This is a genomic window from Streptococcus sp. GP0011 (genome assembly GCF_030546305.1).
Lineage (GTDB): Bacteria > Bacillota > Bacilli > Lactobacillales > Streptococcaceae > Streptococcus.
This window is the reverse complement of sequence record NZ_JAUONR010000003.1, coordinates 62,583-81,276: the sequence shown is the minus strand read 5'-3', so window position 1 is coordinate 81,276 and position 18,694 is coordinate 62,583. Positions and strand designations below refer to the sequence as shown.

The window sequence follows — 18,694 nt, the reverse complement described above, 5'->3', positions numbered from 1 at the left end:
TTGATTTTTACAAAGAAAGTGCATTTTCATTACAAATAGATTACAAAAGCTAGGAAAATGATTGAAATTTGATGACAGATTTTTCCTTCGATTTGAGAGGATTTTTTCTCCTATTTTATAGAAAAAAAGAAGACAGACCAGTCTTCTTTTATGTTATTCTTTTTGGCAAATATGCAAGGCTTACTTACGTTTTCTTGCAATCAAATGAATCGGTGTTCCCTCAAAGACAAAGGCCTTGCGGATTTGATTTTCCAAGAAACGCAGGTAAGAGAAGTGCATGAGTTCTTCTTCGTTGACAAAGATGACAAAGGTTGGTGGCTTGGTTGCCACTTGGGTAGCGTAGAAAATCTTGAGGCGTTTCCCTTTGTCTGTCGGTGTTGGATTGATAGCAATGGCATCCATAATCACATCGTTCAAGACCGCTGATGGGATACGGGTGTTTTGGCTTTCACTGATTTGCTTAATCATCTCAGGCAGTTTATGGAGACGTTGCTTGGTAAGAGCGGATACAAAGACAATCGGCGCATAAGGCAGATACTGGAATTGCTCACGGATATCTTCTTCCCATTTCTTCATGGTGTGGTTGTCTTTCTCAAGAGTATCCCACTTATTGACCACGATGATCATCCCTTTACCTGCTTCGTGGGCAAAACCTGCGATACGCTTGTCGTACTCACGAATACCTTCTTCGGCATTGAGGACCATCAAGACCACGTCAGAACGGTCAATGGCACGCATGGCACGCATGACAGAGTATTTCTCCGTATTTTCATAGACTTTACCAGACTTCCGCATACCAGCTGTATCAATCATGGTAAACTCTTGTCCATCAGCATCTGTAAAATGGGTATCAATGGCGTCACGCGTTGTTCCAGCTACTGGACTAGCAATCACGCGGTCTTCTCCCAAAATAGCGTTGATCAAACTTGATTTTCCAACGTTAGGACGGCCAATCAAGCTAAATTTAATCACGTCTGGATTTTCTTCTTCGACTTCATGTGGTAGATTTTCCACGATGGCATCCAGTACATCACCCGTACCAATACCGTGGATAGATGAAATTGGCAACGGTTCACCTAAGCCTAGTGCATAGAAATCAAAGATATCATTTCGCATCTCAGGATTGTCAACCTTGTTAACTGCTAGGATAACAGGCTTATGGGTTTTATAGAGTTTGCGAGCTACGTACTCATCTGCATCTGTAATCCCTTCTTTACCAGAAACGACAAAGACGATGACATCTGCTTCTTCCATAGCAATTTCTGCCTGGTGTTTGATTTGCTCCATGAAGGGAGCATCGACATCGTCAATCCCTCCAGTATCAATCATACTGAAAGAACGGTTGAGCCACTCACCCGTTGCATAGATACGGTCACGTGTCACACCCTCGACATCTTCTACGATTGAGATTCGCTCACCAGCGATTCGGTTAAAGAGGGTCGATTTCCCAACATTGGGACGCCCTACAATGGCAACAGTTGGTAAGGCCATGTTTTCTCACTTTCTACAATAACTTTTTCTGTTCTAGATTTTTCCGAGTTGAACTAGGTTCGGCTTGACCAAACTGCTCTGCCAAACGCTGACTCCAAGAGGTTGTCGCACGCGCACCAGCATAGTCTGCCTGTACTTTGTCATAGTCCAAAATCGCCGCTACAGGCTGTTCTTGGTATTCTTCTTCAAATACCACTTGGTTCAAAGGCAGTCTTGGTTTGACCTCGTGTTGTTGATCTGGCACGCCAAGGGCAATCCCAAAAACAGGGTAGGTATAGTCAGGCAGGTTAAAAAGCGCTGCCACTTCTTCTGACTTATAACGGACCAAACCGATGATAACACCACCATATCCCAGACTCTCCGCAGCAAGCAAGGTATTTTGGCCAGCAAGAGCCGCGTCCACAGACGTGATAAGGAGACCTTCTACCCCGTGAGGTTGGAAAGTGTCCGTATGAAGGCTTGCTCCCTTTTCCGCTCGATTCAAGTCACCAACAAAGAGCAAAAAGGCTGCTGACTGGCGAATGGCTTCCTGGGGAACCAATTCATAAAGAGCATCTTTCTTCTCTTGACTGCGCACAAGAATCACAGAATAGGATTGGAAATTTTTCCAAGATGACGCCATTTGTCCAGCAGTCAAAATCTCTTCCAAGTCTGCCTGAGGAATCTCTTGCTCCTTAAAGCGACGAACTGAAGTATGAGCTTTCATCAGTTTAATGGTTTCTGTCATCGGCGATTTTCTCCTTCTAGTCTTGTCTCCTCAGCCAAATAACGGATTCGTTCCATAACCCGTCTAGCTTCCCAAGTCTCATCATTTCCATTCTTTCCTTTGGCAAAATGTTTTTCCAAATCTTGGAAATTAAAGTTGGAAGTAAAGAAGGTTGGCAAATCTTCCTGCATGCGGTACTGAAGAATGACTTGAAGAATCTCATCACGCACCCAAGGTGTCGACTGCTCTGCACCAATATCATCCAAGACCAAGACTTCTGCTAACTTGATGTCATCCACCAAGGTCTTCACAGATCCTTCACCGATGGCATTTTTCACATCAATGACAAAACTTGGATAGTGGAGAATCGTCGTTGATGCCCCACGTTTTTCAGATAGGTCATGAGCTAAGGCCGCCATCATAAAACTCTTACCAACACCAAAATCTCCGTAAAGATAGAGACCTTTTCGAATGCTTGGGTAAAGATCAACAAAGGAATAGAGTCTCTCAAAAATCGGTAACCGTCCTAGATCATCCAGGTCAATCTGAGCCAACTTCGCTTTCTTGAGACTTGCTGGTAGATTGATCAACTTAAGACGATTCTTAATTGCAGCCTCTTTTTCAGCTGCGATTAGTTCTGGTGTTTCTTCATAAGACACATCCGCATATCCGTGATTCATAACCAAGATAGGCTTATAGCCACGCGCTATATAGTTCGCATCCCCACGAAGAAACTTATCCCGTTCTGTGATATATTGGTTGAACTTGGAGATGCTACGATTCAACTCCTCTGGACTGAGGGACTCTTTCTGGATAAAAGCCGCCACATCTGGGTCTTTCATAATCTGCTGGACTAGGTCCTGATACTGAAAACGACTTGTCTGACGTTTGATAACGTCACCCACACTTTCCATCTAGTCTCCTCCTTCTTCTAATCGGGCTAACATTTCTTGTTTTTTACGTTCTAGTTCCAGACGAGTCTCCTCGCTGGTTTGATTTTTATATTCTGGATTACTCCACTTAGGAACATTGGTCTTAGTCGAGCTAGTTTTCGATTTCTGGTCTTCTTGCCCTTTTTGCTGACGCTCTCGAATCCGAAGCACAGCTTCTTCTGCTGTCCGAATTTTTTGATAAGCATAGTCATTTGCGACCTTCATGGCATATTTTTCATTAACATTAGCCGAATCAACCTTGTTAAAGGTTAGAAGCAAGACGATATTGATGACTTCATCCAACAAGCCTAAAGACGCCATCTGGTGAAGGAGTTCTCGTTCGCTCTGGGTGATGTTCCCCTTACGCGTTTGCTTGATTTCCGCTAAAAAGTGCAGGGGAGTTTTATTTTTGGCTTCCCTGATAATGGTCATTTCTTTGGGGCTAAAGTCAGAAGGAACCTGCTTTTGCGCAAGCTTTTCACGCATGCGTTTGACTGAAATAACCTGAGCCAGCGCTGTCGCCTTGGCTAATTGATAAGTTTCAAACCATGTCCATTTTTTTTCATCTGCGATGGCGAATAATTCCAAAACATCCGTTTGCTCGTCTTCAAAACGCAAGCCATCTCGAGCCATCAGACGCTGGAAATGTTCCAAATCAAAATCGTTTTTTAACTTGCTTTTAGACTCGCTTGGGGTCACTTCTTCAGTCAGGGTTGGAAAGACTTGGCTCAAAGAAACAGAGAGTGCTTCTCCCTCACTTGGAGCCTGCTTCATGGAAGCGACTGCAGTATCCCCAATCTTTTTCTCTAATAATCTGCTATAGACAGAATGGCTTAGAAATTCTTGACTGGAGAGGGGAGAATGAAGCTGCAATTCATAAGTTTCCCCCTTCTGATAAAGGGTCAACAAATCCAAAGCAGATAAGACTTTAAAGGATTGGAGCAAGGTCGGCATGCCGAAGTTTAAGTGATTGAGGATGTGGGAAAAGAGATGCTCCTTTTGCCCACCATCCCAAAAGGTAATGGTATATAGATAGAGGCTCAGTGCCTCCTGACCGATAATCGGGAGGTAGCACTGCACCAGAGAAGAGGTATCTTGCGACACCCGATTATTCTTTATAAAAGAAAAACGGTCATTTGGCTTCATCTATTTTTCCTTTTTCTTTTTTGAGGACTGGGTGATCTGCTGGAGCAGACTCTCCAACTCACTCACATCCTTAAAGCTACGGTAAACACTGGCAAAACGAACATAGGTAATCTCATCCAGCTCCGCCAATTCTTCCATGACTAAAGACCCAATATATTCGCTTTGGATCTCATTTTCACTGCGACTACGGAGTTTTTGCTCAATACGATTGACCACCATGTTGATTTCATCACTCGAAACAGGGCGTTTCTGGGCTGAGCGGATAATCCCATTAAAGATTTTATCTCTCGAAAACTGCTCTCGTGTACCGTCTTTTTTGACGACAACCAGCGTTCTTTCTTCTACTCGTTCATAGGTTGTAAAACGATGCTGACACTCGTCGCACTCACGTCTTCGACGGATGGTATTTCCTTCTTCGGCTTGTCGACTATCAACAACACTAGACTTGGTAGCCCCACATTTTGGACAACGCATGCATTTCCCTCCTTGTCGTTTTCTTTTCATTATACCATTTTTTGAGCAATTCCCAAAACAATTCTTATTTTTACTTGACAAGTTTTTTGTTTTATTGTATTATTTGATTAGAACAACAAAGGCAAAGAAAGGAGACTATGATGTCCTGGTCATTTGATAATACAAAACCGATTTATTTACAGATTATGGAAAAAATCAAATTACAGATTGTTTCCCATGAACTGGAACCCAATCAACAGCTCCCTACCGTGAGAGATTTGGCGAGCGAGGCTGGGGTCAATCCTAATACCATTCAGCGCGCCTTGTCTGACCTCGAACGTGAAGGATTTGTATATAGCAAGCGGACAACTGGTCGATTTGTCACCGAGGATTTGGACCTCATCCTTCAGTCCCGCAAACAACTTTCCGAGGAGCAACTGCAACAATTCGTCTCTTGCATGCTTCAATTTGGCTACAAAAAAGAAGAACTGCCAAATGTATTAAGCGACTATATTAAAGGAGTTTAAGACTATGACACTACTAGCACTTGAAAATGTAACAAAATCATATGGAGCAACTGCGGCACTTGACAATATCTCACTAGAGATCTCAGCCGGAAAGATTGTCGGGCTCCTTGGACCAAACGGATCCGGAAAAACAACCCTAATCAAACTGATCAATGGCCTCCTTCAACCAAATAAAGGACGTGTTCTTATTAATGGACAGGATCCAAGTCCTGCTACCAAGGCGATCGTCTCCTACCTACCAGATACAACCTACCTCAATGAAGAGATGAAGGTTAAGGATGCTCTAACCTATTTTAAAACCTTCTATCAGGATTTCAATCTCGAAAGGGCCCAACACCTTTTAGCTGATCTCGGTATTGATGAAAACAGTCGCCTCAAGAAACTATCAAAAGGGAACAAGGAAAAGGTCCAACTCATCTTGGTTATGAGTCGTGAAGCTCGCCTCTACGTTCTCGACGAACCAATCGGAGGTGTGGATCCGGCTGCCCGTGACTATATCCTCAATACCATCATCAACAACTACTCACCAACCTCTACGGTGCTGATTTCAACCCACTTGATTTCAGATATTGAGCCAATCTTGGATGAGATCATCTTCCTCAAAGACGGAAAAGTCGTCCGCCAAGGAAATGTTGATGATATTCGTTACGAGTCAGGTGAATCAATTGACCAGCTCTTCCGCCAGGAATTTAAAGCCTAAGCAAAGGAGATTATTATGTTTTGGAATCTAGTTCGTTATGAATTTAAAAATGTCAATAAATGGTATCTGGCACTCTACGGTGCTGTACTTGCAATTTCAGTTTTGATTGGAGCTTTTATTAGCAGTCTTAGCCAGAGTTACAATCCTAACAATGCTGCTTATTTCATCTTCTTTTTAGTACTAGTCTTTGGAGGACTCAGCGTCACTCTTTGGATTGCAACAATCTTTTTAATCATCCGAAGATTCAAGGGAAGTGTTTATGACCGCCAAGGGTACTTGACCTTGACCTTGCCTGTCTCCGAGCACCAAATCATCACCGCAAAACTTTTAGGTGGTCTTGTCTGGTCCATCTTAGGCTATATCGTCTTTATCTTGAGTATATTGATTATCATCTTCTTAACACCAATTGAAAAAGACTTCACTGCCCTCTACAACTTCATTTCCCCTTATCTCAGCTACGGCTGGCTGTATGCCCTATCACTATTTGTCGGGTCAATCGCATGGATTTTATCCATTTACCTCTCCATCTCTATCGGGCAACTCTTTAACGAGTATCGAACAGCCATGGGGATTCTAGCCTATATCGTCATTGCCATCGTCATTGGTTATGTTTCTCTCTTTTTCCGAATTGAAAATGACTTTAACATGATGATTGGTACAGAAATTCTGCGCGATCTCTTTTTATCAGCTATCTACTATCTCGGTACCTACTATATCTTGAAAAACAAGGTTAACTTGCAATAAGTTAAAGGTCTAGCGACTCTGTATCGCTAGATCTTTTCTTTTAGATATATTGTATGAAAATGTGGATAAAAAGGAGTATAATAATTTTAAAAGTGATTACTGTATATTGATAAGGAGGGAGCTCTTTATGCTTAGAACGTTTGTTGCAAAGAAACACTTAACACTTTACTTCTTTTCGATTGCAATCACATGGCTGGAAGCGATTATTACGCCAGCGCTCATTCAGAGTATCGTTGCTAGTTTTACCAATCAAGAACTGGAACTTCTTTGGAAAGTGTTGATTCTGGGAATCCTTGGAAACCTCATCCTCTTACTGGGGCTAGCTGGAAAACGCTATTACTACGCTCGTTTGATTACTGATTTCAGATATGGAATTAAAAGCGCTATTTTCAAGCGATTCCTCAGCGGTTATGATATTGATGAAAAGGATATTTTGTCTGATTTAGAAAACGACGTCAACCAGTTAGAAAAGAGCTATATTGAGCCAACCGTTATCATTATTTCTTCTCTTGGTTTCACAACCGTCTCCATTCTATATGCCCTGTGGACTAATTTTTACCTAGGCTTGATTTTTATTCTCTTCTACTCCGTCCCTGTCCTCTGTAGTGCCATCGGATCTAAGCGTTTAGATTCACTTTCTGAAAAGCGGTCCACTATTAACCAGAGCTACTTATCAAGCTTGACAAATTTTATTGGCGGTAGCCAACAGATTCGTCATTATCAGGGACAGGACTTCTTTTTTGCTCGCTATCAAAATCAGTTACAGACTAGTTTGGATGCGGAAATACGATATGAGAAACAACGTACCCTAAACAGTCTCTTTATCAATAGCATCGATGCCTTTTGCTCCGTTGCCCCTATTGTCATTGGCGGTTTTATGACCTATTATGGTTATTTAAACGCAGCTAGTTTTGTAGCCATTTATCTCGTTTCTCATAATATTGGCTATCAATTCCAAGAATTAGCCTACTTTACTAACACCCGAAAAGCAACTCAATACCTCTGTGAAAAGTACCAAGTACTTTTCACAAATTCTAGTCCTATTTCTACTAGCACCTTCCAAAACATTTATCCCGTCCAACTAGAGAATATCTCTCTAGAAAAAGAGGGACAGGTCCTTTTATCCCCTCTTTCCATGCACATCAAGAAAGGAGAAAAGATTGCCATTATCGGTGAAAGTGGCTCTGGAAAAACGACTTTACTCAATATCATTCATGGAGAGTTGGCTGCGACCAGTGGACGGATTGCATTTGCTGGCCAAAGCCTATCACGCCAAGAAATCACGAGCGTTAGCTCCTATATCCTCCAAGATAGCCATTACTTTGACACGCTGTCTCTGGAAGACAATATCCTTCTAGGAATGACTAAAAAGCAAGAAAGGTTGAATCATATCCTCAAGACAACTGGTTTAGAACATTTGAAAAATCGAACTCTTAGCAACGATAGCCTGTCTGGTGGCGAGAAACAACGACTCGAAATCGCTCGCGCGCTCTATCACGACAGCCAACTCATCTTGGCTGATGAGATTAAGGCCAATCTTGACTTAGAGAATAGCAAAAAGATTAGCGACCTCCTCTTCTCGCTACCTCAGACAGTCATTGAAGTCATTCACCATTATACAGACGAGGACTTAAAACGCTACGACCAAGTCATTCATTTAAGCAAAGAAAAGTAAATCCTTACAAAATAAAATTGGAAAAAAGCAAGGAACTCAGCTTCCTTGCTTTTTAACTCAATATCAAACTGGCTACGATGGGGCTGACAAAAACATAAAGAATACCAGTGATACCGATAGCCAAGCCACCCATGGCTCCTGCTACCGAGCCGTATCGAAAGGCTGTTCCCGTTCCGACAGCGTGTCCCGTTCCTCCAAGGGAGAGTCCAACAGCCACTGGATCATCAATCTTCAACCACTTCAAAAGGGTTGGTCCGATCACACTGGTCAAAATCCCAGTGGCCACTACGACAACCAAGGTCACAGTCGTCAAACCTTGCAATTTTTCTGTAATCCCCACTGCCATGGCGGTTGTCACTGACTTGGGAAAGAGAGAAATGGCTAGGAAAAAGTCCATACCAAATATTTTCGCTACTATGGCAGTGAAACTAGTATTGACAACTACTGCTAGCAGACTACCAAAGAGAATACTCCTAGCATGGTGCTTCATCAAGTGAAAACTCTTATAAAGCGGAATCCCTAGAGCCACGGTCGATGGGACAATCAAGTTGTTCAGATAAACGCCGCCTTGATAGTAATCTTGGTAAGAAATCCCCGTCACCTTTAGAAAGATGATAATGAAAACAGTCGACAAAAGCAGAGGCGTTGTCAATGGATGGGGAAAACGTCTGTAAATCAACATCCCCACTAGATAAGCTAGGATAGATAATGCAATCCCAAACAGAGGATTGGATACAAATTCGCTCATTTGACATCTCCTTTCTCATAATCACCCTCAAACCGTCTCTTGATAAACTGAACCACTAGAGCGATGAGGATAATGTTGATGACAGCCGCAAAAAAGACAATCAAGACGATGGGCAAGAGATAAGGGGCAATCACATCGAACTTTTCCATGATACCTACTGCTGGTGGCAAAAAGAGAATAGTCATGTTGGCCAGCAAGAAATTCCCGACCATATTGACATGCCTGGTCCTTAGCCACTTGAACTGTAAGGCTAGAAAGAGAATAATCAAACCGATAATACTGCCTGGGATGGGCAGATGAAAGAAACTGGAGATTCCCTCACCGATTAGAGAAATCACAAAGAGAATCATTAATTGAACATATAATTTCATCCTAAACTCCACGAAATAGACTTCTTGCACACCAGTTTACTCTTTTTTCAGAAAATTTCAAGGAAATATCGCAATTCTTCTTTCTTGCAAGGATTAGTTAAAAGTAGTATAATCATTGCATGCGCAATCATCTTGTGTTACAAAGATAATCAGTAATGACTTTGTGATTTTTACTTTGAAAAGAAAGGAGAAAGCAATGACCTATTTGGAAAAGTGGTTTGACTACAACCGCCGTCAAAAGGAAATGGAAGCCTTGTTGGAAGAAACTATTGCCCAGCAGAGTGAACAAAGGTTGACCTTGAAAGAGTTTTACCTACTCTACTATCTGGACCTAGCTGATGAAAAATCTTTACGGCAGATTGACCTGCCAGATAAACTCCATCTCAGTCCGAGCGCTGTTTCTCGAATGGTGGCTCGCCTGGAAGAGAAAAACTGCGGTTTGCTTAGTCGCCGGTGTTGCGATCAGGATAGACGGGCTAGCTTTATCTGCCTGACTGACGAGGGACAGACAACTCTAGCTTACCTGCAAAAGGCTGTCGAAGAAAGACTGGAGACGAGTCTTGATTTCATTTCATAATCATATTTTCTAGAAAAGTTGCGTGCGCAATCATTTTTCTTGACATTCCTCTTTTCAAGGAGTACAATAAAGTCAAGATCGAACAAAGGAGTTTTATATGATCGAAATTACCTACCTAGACGCCAGCAAGCAAGAGAGAACCATGACTTTCGAGTCTTACCAAGACTTTGAACGTTCTCAACATGCCTGCCTCATCGGCGTCACAGACTACTACCCTGTCCAAAAATTAACCTACAATGGTCATGATTTGGACTACCATGGGACTTATGGAGATGTCTTCTTCTATCTCATGAAAAAAGATTTAAGCCAATATAACTAAAAAAGGAGAAATACAATGGCAAAAGCAATTACAGATGCAACATTTGAACAAGAAACAAAAGACGGTTTGGTCTTGGTAGACTTCTGGGCAACTTGGTGTGGTCCATGTCGTATGCAAGGTCCAATCTTGGATAAATTGTCTGAAGAACTTTCAGAAGATGTCTTGAAAATCGTTAAAATGGATGTTGATGAAAATCCAAACACAGCTCGTGCTTTTGGAATCATGTCTATCCCAACCCTTCTCTTCAAAAAAGACGGCCAAGTGGTGAAACAAGTTGCAGGTGTTCATACTGCAGAACAAATCAAGGCCATCGTTGCTGAATTGAGCTAATCACACGAGAGACCAAGTGCTTCATTTGGTCTCTTTTTTCTTGCTCTTTGCCATTTTTCAAAAAATATGCTAGACTGTAGGTAGAATATTACGATGTTTGGGACATGCCATCGCTAAAAAAACCTCTACTTGGTATTTTTTAGCTCCCCTCAAGGGAGCTTTTTGCGTGCTCTGAACATTTCCCATTTTGGAAGGAGTACTATGAAACGTCAATCAGCCTTGGTCGTCTTTAGTGGCGGTCAAGATTCCACAACCTGCCTCTTTTGGGCTAAAGAACACTATGAAACAGTCGAAGCCGTCACCTTTGCCTACGGCCAACGCCATCATCTCGAAATTCAAGTTGCTAGAGAAATCGCTAAGGAACAAGGCATTCGTCATCACATCTTAGATATGTCTCTGCTGGGACAAATCACTGAAAATGCCCTGACCTCTGATCTGGAGATCGAGCAAAAAGAGGGAGAGGTTCCCAATACCTTTGTTGACGGCCGCAACCACCTCTTTCTATCCTTTGCAGCAGTTCTTGCCAAGCAACGTGGCATTAAAGATATCGTGACAGGTGTCTGCGAGACAGACTTCTCAGGCTACCCTGACTGCCGGGATGTCTTTGTCAAATCTCTTAATGTCACCCTCAACCTTGCCATGGATTACGACTTTGTTATCCAAACACCTCTCATGTGGCTAGATAAGGCTGAAACTTGGGAATTAGCCGACCAACTCGGTGCCTTTGACTACGTTCGTGAAAAGACCTTGACCTGCTACAATGGGATTATCGGAAGTGGCTGTGGAGATTGTCCAGCCTGCCACCTACGTCAGCATGGTTTAGATGTTTATCTTTCACAGAAAGGAGAGGGCTAATGTTTTTTGCTCCCAAAGAAATCAAACAGGAAACTGGGGAATCTCTTGTCTACAATCCTCACAGAACCTTAGTTTCAAAAGAGTTTACCTTCGATGCTGCCCACCATCTCTTTCACTATGAGGGAAAATGCAAATCCCTGCACGGCCACACTTATCATCTGCAGATTGCTGTCAGTGGATTTTTAGATGAACGTGGCATGACCTACGATTTTGGAGATATCAAAGCTATCTACAAGGACTTCTTAGAACCCCATTTGGATCATCGCTATCTCAATGAAACCCTGCCTTATATGAACACGACTGCTGAAAATATGGTTTACTGGATTTTCCAAACCATGAGTCAAGAGTTACCAGATGAGCGCAGTCTCCGTTTGGAATACGTTCGCCTCTATGAAACTCCGACTGCCTTTGCAGAGTTTAGACGGGAGTGGTTAGATGACTAGGGAACGTGTCCTCAAACTACCGGTTCTGGAAATTTTTGGCCCAACCTTTCAAGGTGAAGGTCGTGCTATCGGGCAGAAAACCATGTTTGTCCGCACTGCTGGTTGCGACTACCACTGCGACTGGTGCGACTCTGCCTTTACTTGGGATGGTTCTGAAAAACCTACTCGTATGACAGCTGATGAAGTCATTGCTGCCTTAGATAAGCTAGGAAGCTACGACTACGTCACTCTGTCTGGGGGAAATCCTGCTATCCTAGCAGCTAACATGGCTCAACTCGTCACCAAGCTCAAGGAACGTGGTGTCACTCTGGCAGTTGAGACCCAAGGCTCCCGCTGGCAAAATTGGTTAAAAGACATCGATCAGGTCACTCTGAGCCCCAAACCCCCTTCATCAAAGATGGAAGTCAACTTTGAGACCTTGGACTTTATCGTTTCCCAACTAGATCCAGACAAGGTCACCTTTAAAATCCCTGTCTTTGACGATGCCGATTTGGCCTTTGCCAAAGAGGTTCAAGAACGCTACCAACCAGATGTCCTCTTCTTATCAGCAGGAAATCCTGAGCCCAAGGCTACAGGCAATATTGTCCAAGACCAACTGGATCGCCTCAAAGAACTCTGGGAACATGTCGCTGCTGACGATAGCTGGGGCAATGTCCGCGTCCTTCCTCAACTTCATACCCTCCTCTACGACAACCAACGTGGTGTTTAAGATTAGAAAGAAAAAATCATGTCACAACAAGAAGAAATGAAAAACCTAAGCCTACTAGGCAATAAAGAAACCAACTACATTTTCGACTATCAACCAGAAGTCCTCGAATCCTTTGACAATCGTCATGTGGAAAATGACTATTTTATCAAATTTAATTGTCCTGAATTTACCTCACTTTGCCCAATCACTGCTCAACCAGATTTTGCGACCATTTATATTTCCTACATTCCTGACAAGTTCTGTGTCGAGTCAAAATCCCTCAAACTCTACCTCTTTAGCTACCGAAATCATGGAGATTTTCACGAAAACTGTATCAACACCATAGGGAAAGACTTGGTCAACTTGCTAGACCCTCGCTATTTAGAAGTCTGGGGAAAATTCACTCCACGCGGGGGCATTTCAATCGACCCTTACTACAACTACGGTAGACCTGGAACCAAGTATGAAGGCCTGGCAGAACAACGCCTCTTCCAACACGACCTTTATCCAGAGAAAATTGACAACCGCTAAACTCATACTCAATGAAAATCAAAGAGCAAACTAGGAAGCTAGCAGCAGGCTATACTTGAGTACGGCAAGGTGAAGCTGACGTGGTTTGAAGAGATTTTCGAAGAGTATCATACGAAAAAGCCCTGTTCCTCAAGCTGAGGAGCAAGGCTTTTTGAGTTTCAATTATTCTTCTGTTCCAAGGAAGTTTTTCGCAACAAAAGCTGCAAGAACACCACCAACGATTGGGGCAAGGATGAAAATCCATACTTGTTGAAGGGCTGCGCCACCGACCAAGACAGCTGGTGCCAAGCTACGAGCTGGGTTAACTGAAAGTCCAGTAATGTTCAATCCAACAAGGATCATCGCCATCAAGGACAAGCCGATTACCAAACCAGCGATTGCGCCATTGCCCTTGCTTGCTGATGTTACCGTCATGATAACTAGGACAAACAAGAAAGTTGCGATAACTTCAAACAAGAAACCTCCAAAGACAGTGACACCGTTTGCCAAGGTGTTTTCACCAAGGCTAGCAGTTGACATGCCTGAGTTAGACAAGAGGAAGAATACTGCAGCTGACGCAAAGAAAGCTCCAACTACTTGTCCAAGGATGTAGTTTACAAGTTCTGAAGATGACAAACGTTTGTTTACAAACATAGCGATCGAAACCGCTGGGTTCAAGTGAGCACCTGAAACAGTTCCGATTGAGTAAGCTGCAACTACAATTGCCAAACCAAAGGCAAAAGCAATTCCAAGGTGTCCAAGGCCATTAAGACCATTTCCAAAAACAACAGCTCCTGTTCCAATGAACACAAGCATAAATGTACCGATTAATTCAGCAACAAATTTTTTCATGATAAGTCTCCTTTTTTCAAACTATGTATTAGTCTATCAAAAGAAGGAAAGGGTTTCAAGAAAATTGACTGGAAAGTTATTTGAAAATTATGAAACGACTCGCTTGAACTTAGTACTGAAAAGATTGAATGACTTCTTTCAAGGCATCTTGTAAACTATTTTTCTGGTCAAGTTGGATATAGACTTCCAACAGACAGGATCTGAAGTTGGAAAATTTATAAAAATCTTCCCTCTCTTCTATTGGAAAGTCAACAGTTTTTATCCAAGAAGCTACTTGTTCCTGATCTAATTTCCCTTGCAAAATGGGTTCATAAAGTACTCTCGCTAAGCGCCAATCCTCATCATTTGTAAAACGAATGGGAGTTCTTTTAAATAATTGACCCAGTACATCAAATACTTCAGAAACTCTGTTACTAGGAAAATCTGGATGACAAACGACTTCAGTCAAGAGATCCGCTCCATGCGCAAAAGCGTGAACCCAACCATACTGACTTGAAAAACCTGTCGTATCCTTTTCTTTTTTTAGGTAATACAAACCTTGAGATAGCATAGCATTTCTTATATCAGTTTTTAAACCTTTATAGAAAAGAGAGTGCTCGTTACCATCTGCAGACAAAAGATTGGCATAAATAAGCGCCCTAAAAGAACGTTTAAGAGCCGAAACTCCTCTACTATCAATCTCTTTGTATAGACCTTCATCAGAGGAGATCTCTTCTGAAATAAACTGAAATTGCTCAAGGGAAAACAACTCTTCTTGAATCCCTCTAGCCAAACTCGTAAAAACAAGTTCGTCTCGAATTTCTGGAGAGGGATCTCCCAAATGCTCGAGCAACCACTGAATTTCTTCTCGACTATAGCTTGGTTTTTCTTCTGTCACTTTTCTTTGTAATTTTTTACGCATCTCAAGTACCTCTACTTTTCTAGTAACTTATCAAAAAGCCATCCGAAGATGACTTTGAAGAGGAATATTTGGAAAAATAGTTGGAGGGGGAAATCGAGAAGGAATAGGGCATGGTTAAAACACTATTTTTTCTTTTTCGGAGTTAAATCTTCAAAAGATGTACTATTTTTACTAACAGCCTCGCTAATTGCTTTTTGTCCTAAACCATTAATTGAACTATCCATTTGAGCTGCTAAAGTCGTTACAGCAGTCTTATTTGTCATAGCAAGAACCCCTATCTCCTCATCGCACTTATCTACAATACCTTTTCTACCTGATTTTATAGGAGGAGCACAAAATGCTTTGATAGCTGCTCTTTCTAATGTTTTTTTGATTTCTCGTCTGGCTGATTCTGACATAGGTCCAATCAAAGCATCTATGACTAAATCCACTAGCATTTCTTCTGCCCCCTTTCTAACTCATATAAGGCTTTTATTTGACTATAACTCTCTTCTAACTCTTTTTCTAAGCGAGAGCGTTCTTTTCGGTACTGAGTCTGCAACTCTTCATCTTTTGCCTCTATTTTAGCATACTGCCGAAGATACTCACTACTCGTCTCACTTGAATAAGATTCTAATAACATCAGAAATTGATGGTGCTCCCCATCGTCTCCAGATTTCTGTCTACCAAAATCATAAGCAATGTTCTCAAACTCCTCATATAATCTGGTCAACTGAGAACGATTATGATCTAAACTTTCATAGGATTCTTCTATTTTCTTCTTAGCAGTTCTATAATCATCCTCCAAAGACCAAAGTCCCTCTTCTTGCTTTTTTATTTTCACTTGGATTTCTTCTAGTTTGTCCATTGATTAATATCCCTTGCCAAGCTTTCGTCTCCTTCAACCGCCTGTTCAACACCTTTCTGAATGTTGGTTTCCAAATCCGTAAAGGCTTTTACAATCGCAGCTGATTTACTTACTTTTTTATCAAAATGTCTCTGAGTCTCACCCACAATACTATCATACGTTACCCCAGCTTCTACATAGACATCCTCTATCTCATCATTAGTTAACTCTGTTACAAACCAGGGAACTTCCTTACTTTTATCGTAGAGTGTTTCAGCATCTGTAACTGCTTTTTTAGCCACTGCCTCAATCTCGCTGTGTCCGTTACTGACACTCTCTGTCATTGCCGTCGCAACAGCTGTTGCTTGGACACTATCCAAGAAAAACATCTCATGGCTACTTATACTACCATCTGATAAAAATTTAGTATTCAACTGTTTTAGAAGTCCATTTTTGACACCTTGTAATTTCTTCAGGGTCTCATAGTTCTTCTTTTCAAGTCCAGTCATTTTCTCTGGACTCTGTTTTTCCAAAATATCCTTGATTTGGTTAATTTGATTTTTATCACCCGTAATATCTGGGTCAATATTGTGCCCACCAGAATTTTCAAGCAGATAATCTTCTCCCAAGTAGACACCCAAAAAAGGCATTGAGATATTGTTAAGAAAGTCGTCCTGTGTTCGAATTCTTACCACTTGACCTGTGAATGTCTTTTCTTTATTGATTATTTTCTCCCTCGCCGAATCCCAGGGAGTTAGATAATCTATGATTCTATCTTTAGAGTCGATAAGGCCTTCTAAGTAGAGAGGCGCTGCGTTATATACCACAGTACGCGGAGCGTTATACTCTAAGGCCACCCTCTGAGCGATATTCCCTCCTAAAGAATGTCCTGTTAGAGTAATGTTATCACCGTATCTCTGTCGAATCCTTTCATAAAATTTGAAAGCTTCATCATAATGGTAACCGAACGCCATGATTATACCACCGACATCTGTCGCGACATCTGTCGCTATGTCCGCATTAGGATTCGTTCCCGTATACGCTATGATCACCTCTCCACTATCCTTATCTAGGAAGGCTGTACCACTCGTCCCAGTAAATTCGTCATGAAAATCATCTAGATATTGGAGGTTGGGAGGGAGTTTTTTCTTAGAGTACTTTTCTACATATTGAAGCACATTATTGTCAGTTGCTCCCTGATTAACTCGCACATTCTCAAATTCATAAGTTAAATTAGAAGCATCTAAGGTCGGCACATTACTATTTGGCATCTATCTTCTCCATACTCTTACCTTTTCCTATTATAAGTTCTGAATGAGATATATTTTCTCCGTCAAAAACCACAGGATAACCGTATTCATAGCCAATAGTTGCAGAGTGGTCTGCACTAATAAAAAGGTCTAACGACTCACTTGATTGTATATGGAAGTAGTCCTGAATAATTTTACTATTTACATTTTTATATGTAATAGAAGCATCACCAGTCTCCCAATTATAGTACGTTTTTTTGAGTTCAAATCGAGATAGAACTGCTTTATTTAGTTCTAACTTTTGAAATAAAAAACCATCATAAAACAAATCATCTTTAGAAACTTCTGGATTCAAAAATTCTAATCCTTTTTCAGTGTACACAATACGACTTTCTAAAAGTACTTTTTCTTCATAAGGATTACCTCGAGCTTCTATTCTTTTAAAATTACCAGTTATTTCTTTTGTTTCTGCATTTCCTACGAGTTCAATCTTCTGATAACGAGAATAGTCCTTCGTCTCATCGTAAGTATCAATACTTCTAATCTCAAACCCTTCCGGAAATTGCTTAAACAAGTCAAAGAGATTTTCAGTTGGATAAACTCGACTAACCTCAGAGACTTTGTTTTCAATCCATTCTCGACTGTTTTTATTTTCTCCACATCCCGCCAATCCTATCATCATCAATCCTCCTAAAAGTAATATTGCGAAAAACGCGCTTTTTTTCATAACCTTCTCCTTATTTATGATATTCAATAAAATAGCTAACCATAGTTCACTTATAGTATATCTTAAAAGCAACAATTCCTTACTATCTTATTCAAATTCGTAAGTCATATTCGCCACGTCTAAAGTTAGAATTTCACTACTCACCATTATTCAATTCTCCATTTGACACTGTTTCTCTAAAATAATAACCGTCTTTGTAATCAACATTTACAGAATAGTAATAATAATCATTACTCTGCAAAGAGCTCCCAAATTCTAATACGCCATTTTCAAGATCATCCTTTTTAAAAAATTTGTTTATTATTGGATTATTCACACTATAAGATATGTCAAAACCATTAGTTACACTGTTATAACTCTTACTTTCTAATTTAAACTCAGATAAAATTCTTTTATTAATCGTTAATTCTTGAAACAGAAAACCTTTAAAATCCCAAATTTCCTTTGCTCTTTCTTCATCTGAAAAAATAAATTGCTGTTCTATGTAATGAACATCTATAATATCTGTCTTTTTTTCTAACTTCAAATCTTTTCGAATTAATTTACCAGTTATCGTCTTAAACTGACTATTTCCGGTTAAATATATTTTTATGCTAACTTTATCATTCTTGTAAACTTGATAGACCTCAAACCCTTCTGGAAATTGCTTAAACAAATCAAAGAGATTTTCGGTTGGATAGACACGACTAACCTCAGAGACTTTGTTCTCAATCCATTCTCGACTGTTTTTATTTTCTACACATCCTGCCAATCCTATCATGATCAATCCCCCTAAAAGTAACATTTCGAAAAACATGCGTTTTTTCATAATCCTCTCCTTGCTTATAATATTCAATAAAACAGCTGACAATAGCTCCCTTATAATATACCATAAAAGCAATATTTCCTTGCTTCTTATTCAAATTCGTAAGTTAGATTCGACG

General features: G+C 40.9%; 25 protein-coding genes. 11 read left to right on the top strand and 14 right to left on the bottom strand.

Features of this window, described 5'->3' with window-relative positions; all coding sequences use genetic code 11:
• Positions 1-180 precede the first annotated feature (180 nt).
• The 5 genes from der to nrdR are packed head-to-tail and all read right to left on the bottom strand — an operon-like array spanning position 181 to position 4,749.
• Positions 181-1,491 carry a ribosome biogenesis GTPase Der gene (der, locus tag Q4443_RS04620; RefSeq protein ID WP_049519021.1) on the bottom strand — a complete coding sequence of 437 codons (1,311 nt, stop codon included), beginning with the start codon at positions 1,489-1,491 and terminating at the stop codon, positions 181-183.
• A 13-nt stretch (positions 1,492-1,504) separates the two neighbouring features.
• Positions 1,505-2,218: an NADPH-dependent oxidoreductase gene (locus Q4443_RS04615; protein WP_049519022.1), complete on the bottom strand. Its 714-nt coding sequence runs from the start codon at positions 2,216-2,218 to the stop codon at positions 1,505-1,507.
• Positions 2,215-3,111 (bottom strand): primosomal protein DnaI, encoded by an 897-nt coding sequence (gene dnaI, locus Q4443_RS04610; RefSeq protein WP_049519023.1) that lies wholly within the window; start codon positions 3,109-3,111, stop codon positions 2,215-2,217. The genes Q4443_RS04615 and dnaI overlap by 4 nt, the downstream gene beginning before the upstream one ends.
• Entirely contained in the window at positions 3,112-4,275 is a 1,164-nt protein-coding gene (locus tag Q4443_RS04605) for a DnaD domain protein (RefSeq protein WP_070696191.1), read from the bottom strand.
• Complete coding sequence (gene nrdR / locus Q4443_RS04600) at positions 4,276-4,749, bottom strand: transcriptional regulator NrdR (protein WP_001203678.1); 474 nt, start codon at positions 4,747-4,749, stop codon at positions 4,276-4,278.
• A gap of 140 nt (positions 4,750-4,889) precedes the next feature.
• Here nrdR and Q4443_RS04595 point away from each other — a divergent pair, with 140 nt between their 5' ends.
• From Q4443_RS04595 to Q4443_RS04580, 4 genes are all read left to right on the top strand, one after another.
• Complete coding sequence (locus tag Q4443_RS04595; protein ID WP_000119117.1) at positions 4,890-5,255, top strand: GntR family transcriptional regulator; 366 nt, start codon at positions 4,890-4,892, stop codon at positions 5,253-5,255.
• A gap of 4 nt (positions 5,256-5,259) precedes the next feature.
• The gene (locus tag Q4443_RS04590; protein ID WP_000173188.1) at positions 5,260-5,955 is read left to right on the top strand and encodes an ABC transporter ATP-binding protein; all 696 of its coding nucleotides are present in this window, start codon (positions 5,260-5,262) and stop codon (positions 5,953-5,955) included.
• 15 nt (positions 5,956-5,970) lie between these two features.
• Positions 5,971-6,699, top strand: coding sequence for a hypothetical protein (locus Q4443_RS04585; RefSeq protein WP_049478692.1), 729 nt, complete (start codon positions 5,971-5,973; stop codon positions 6,697-6,699).
• Positions 6,700-6,826: 127 nt separating this feature from the next.
• Positions 6,827-8,374, top strand: a complete 1,548-nt coding sequence (locus tag Q4443_RS04580; RefSeq protein ID WP_000946536.1) for an ABC transporter ATP-binding protein — start codon at positions 6,827-6,829, stop codon at positions 8,372-8,374.
• A gap of 52 nt (positions 8,375-8,426) precedes the next feature.
• Here the strand turns inward: Q4443_RS04580 and Q4443_RS04575 are convergent, their stop codons facing one another.
• On the bottom strand, positions 8,427-9,122 hold the full coding sequence (locus Q4443_RS04575) for an LrgB family protein (protein ID WP_049478691.1): 696 nt from the start codon (positions 9,120-9,122) through the stop codon (positions 8,427-8,429).
• Positions 9,119-9,493 (bottom strand): CidA/LrgA family protein, encoded by a 375-nt coding sequence (locus Q4443_RS04570; RefSeq protein ID WP_049478702.1) that lies wholly within the window; start codon positions 9,491-9,493, stop codon positions 9,119-9,121. The genes Q4443_RS04575 and Q4443_RS04570 overlap by 4 nt, the downstream gene beginning before the upstream one ends.
• A 196-nt stretch (positions 9,494-9,689) precedes the next feature.
• Between Q4443_RS04570 and Q4443_RS04565 the strand changes: the two genes are divergently transcribed.
• The 7 genes from Q4443_RS04565 (at position 9,690) to queF (ending at position 13,236) form a co-directional block, all read left to right on the top strand.
• A complete protein-coding gene (locus tag Q4443_RS04565) occupies positions 9,690-10,070 on the top strand; it encodes a MarR family winged helix-turn-helix transcriptional regulator (RefSeq protein WP_042768552.1) in 381 nt (126 codons plus the stop codon).
• A gap of 97 nt (positions 10,071-10,167) precedes the next feature.
• Positions 10,168-10,389 carry a DUF4649 family protein gene (locus Q4443_RS04560; protein WP_049478690.1) on the top strand — a complete coding sequence of 74 codons (222 nt, stop codon included), beginning with the start codon at positions 10,168-10,170 and terminating at the stop codon, positions 10,387-10,389.
• Between the two features lie 15 nt (positions 10,390-10,404).
• Complete coding sequence (gene trxA / locus Q4443_RS04555) at positions 10,405-10,719, top strand: thioredoxin (RefSeq protein WP_001029581.1); 315 nt, start codon at positions 10,405-10,407, stop codon at positions 10,717-10,719.
• Between the two features lie 201 nt (positions 10,720-10,920).
• Entirely contained in the window at positions 10,921-11,574 is a 654-nt protein-coding gene (gene queC / locus Q4443_RS04550; protein WP_049478689.1) for a 7-cyano-7-deazaguanine synthase QueC, read from the top strand.
• Entirely contained in the window at positions 11,574-12,017 is a 444-nt protein-coding gene (gene queD / locus Q4443_RS04545) for a 6-carboxytetrahydropterin synthase QueD (RefSeq protein ID WP_049478688.1), read from the top strand. Before queC ends, queD begins: the two co-directional genes overlap by 1 nt.
• Complete coding sequence (gene queE, locus Q4443_RS04540) at positions 12,010-12,726, top strand: 7-carboxy-7-deazaguanine synthase QueE (RefSeq protein ID WP_049478687.1); 717 nt, start codon at positions 12,010-12,012, stop codon at positions 12,724-12,726. The genes queD and queE overlap by 8 nt, the downstream gene beginning before the upstream one ends.
• Before the next feature lie 18 nt (positions 12,727-12,744).
• Positions 12,745-13,236: a preQ(1) synthase gene (gene queF / locus Q4443_RS04535; RefSeq protein WP_049478686.1), complete on the top strand. Its 492-nt coding sequence runs from the start codon at positions 12,745-12,747 to the stop codon at positions 13,234-13,236.
• A gap of 162 nt (positions 13,237-13,398) precedes the next feature.
• On the opposite strand, the gene Q4443_RS04530 is transcribed toward queF, so the two are convergent.
• From Q4443_RS04530 to Q4443_RS04500, 7 genes are all read right to left on the bottom strand, one after another.
• Complete coding sequence (locus tag Q4443_RS04530; protein WP_049479217.1) at positions 13,399-14,067, bottom strand: MIP/aquaporin family protein; 669 nt, start codon at positions 14,065-14,067, stop codon at positions 13,399-13,401.
• Between the two features lie 109 nt (positions 14,068-14,176).
• Positions 14,177-14,968, bottom strand: a complete 792-nt coding sequence (locus tag Q4443_RS04525) for a DUF2785 domain-containing protein (protein WP_049479218.1) — start codon at positions 14,966-14,968, stop codon at positions 14,177-14,179.
• A 122-nt stretch (positions 14,969-15,090) separates the two neighbouring features.
• Positions 15,091-15,405, bottom strand: coding sequence for a hypothetical protein (locus Q4443_RS04520; RefSeq protein ID WP_042902660.1), 315 nt, complete (start codon positions 15,403-15,405; stop codon positions 15,091-15,093).
• Positions 15,399-15,815: a hypothetical protein gene (locus Q4443_RS04515; protein WP_042902659.1), complete on the bottom strand. Its 417-nt coding sequence runs from the start codon at positions 15,813-15,815 to the stop codon at positions 15,399-15,401. The genes Q4443_RS04520 and Q4443_RS04515 overlap by 7 nt, the downstream gene beginning before the upstream one ends.
• Complete coding sequence (locus tag Q4443_RS04510) at positions 15,803-17,065, bottom strand: Mbeg1-like protein (protein ID WP_049479219.1); 1,263 nt, start codon at positions 17,063-17,065, stop codon at positions 15,803-15,805. Before Q4443_RS04510 ends, Q4443_RS04515 begins: the two co-directional genes overlap by 13 nt.
• Complete coding sequence (locus tag Q4443_RS04505) at positions 17,055-17,771, bottom strand: hypothetical protein (protein ID WP_049519030.1); 717 nt, start codon at positions 17,769-17,771, stop codon at positions 17,055-17,057. The genes Q4443_RS04510 and Q4443_RS04505 overlap by 11 nt, the downstream gene beginning before the upstream one ends.
• Positions 17,772-17,907: 136 nt before the next feature.
• A complete protein-coding gene (locus tag Q4443_RS04500) occupies positions 17,908-18,579 on the bottom strand; it encodes a hypothetical protein (RefSeq protein ID WP_049519031.1) in 672 nt (223 codons plus the stop codon).
• Between the last annotated feature and the right edge of the window lie 115 nt (positions 18,580-18,694).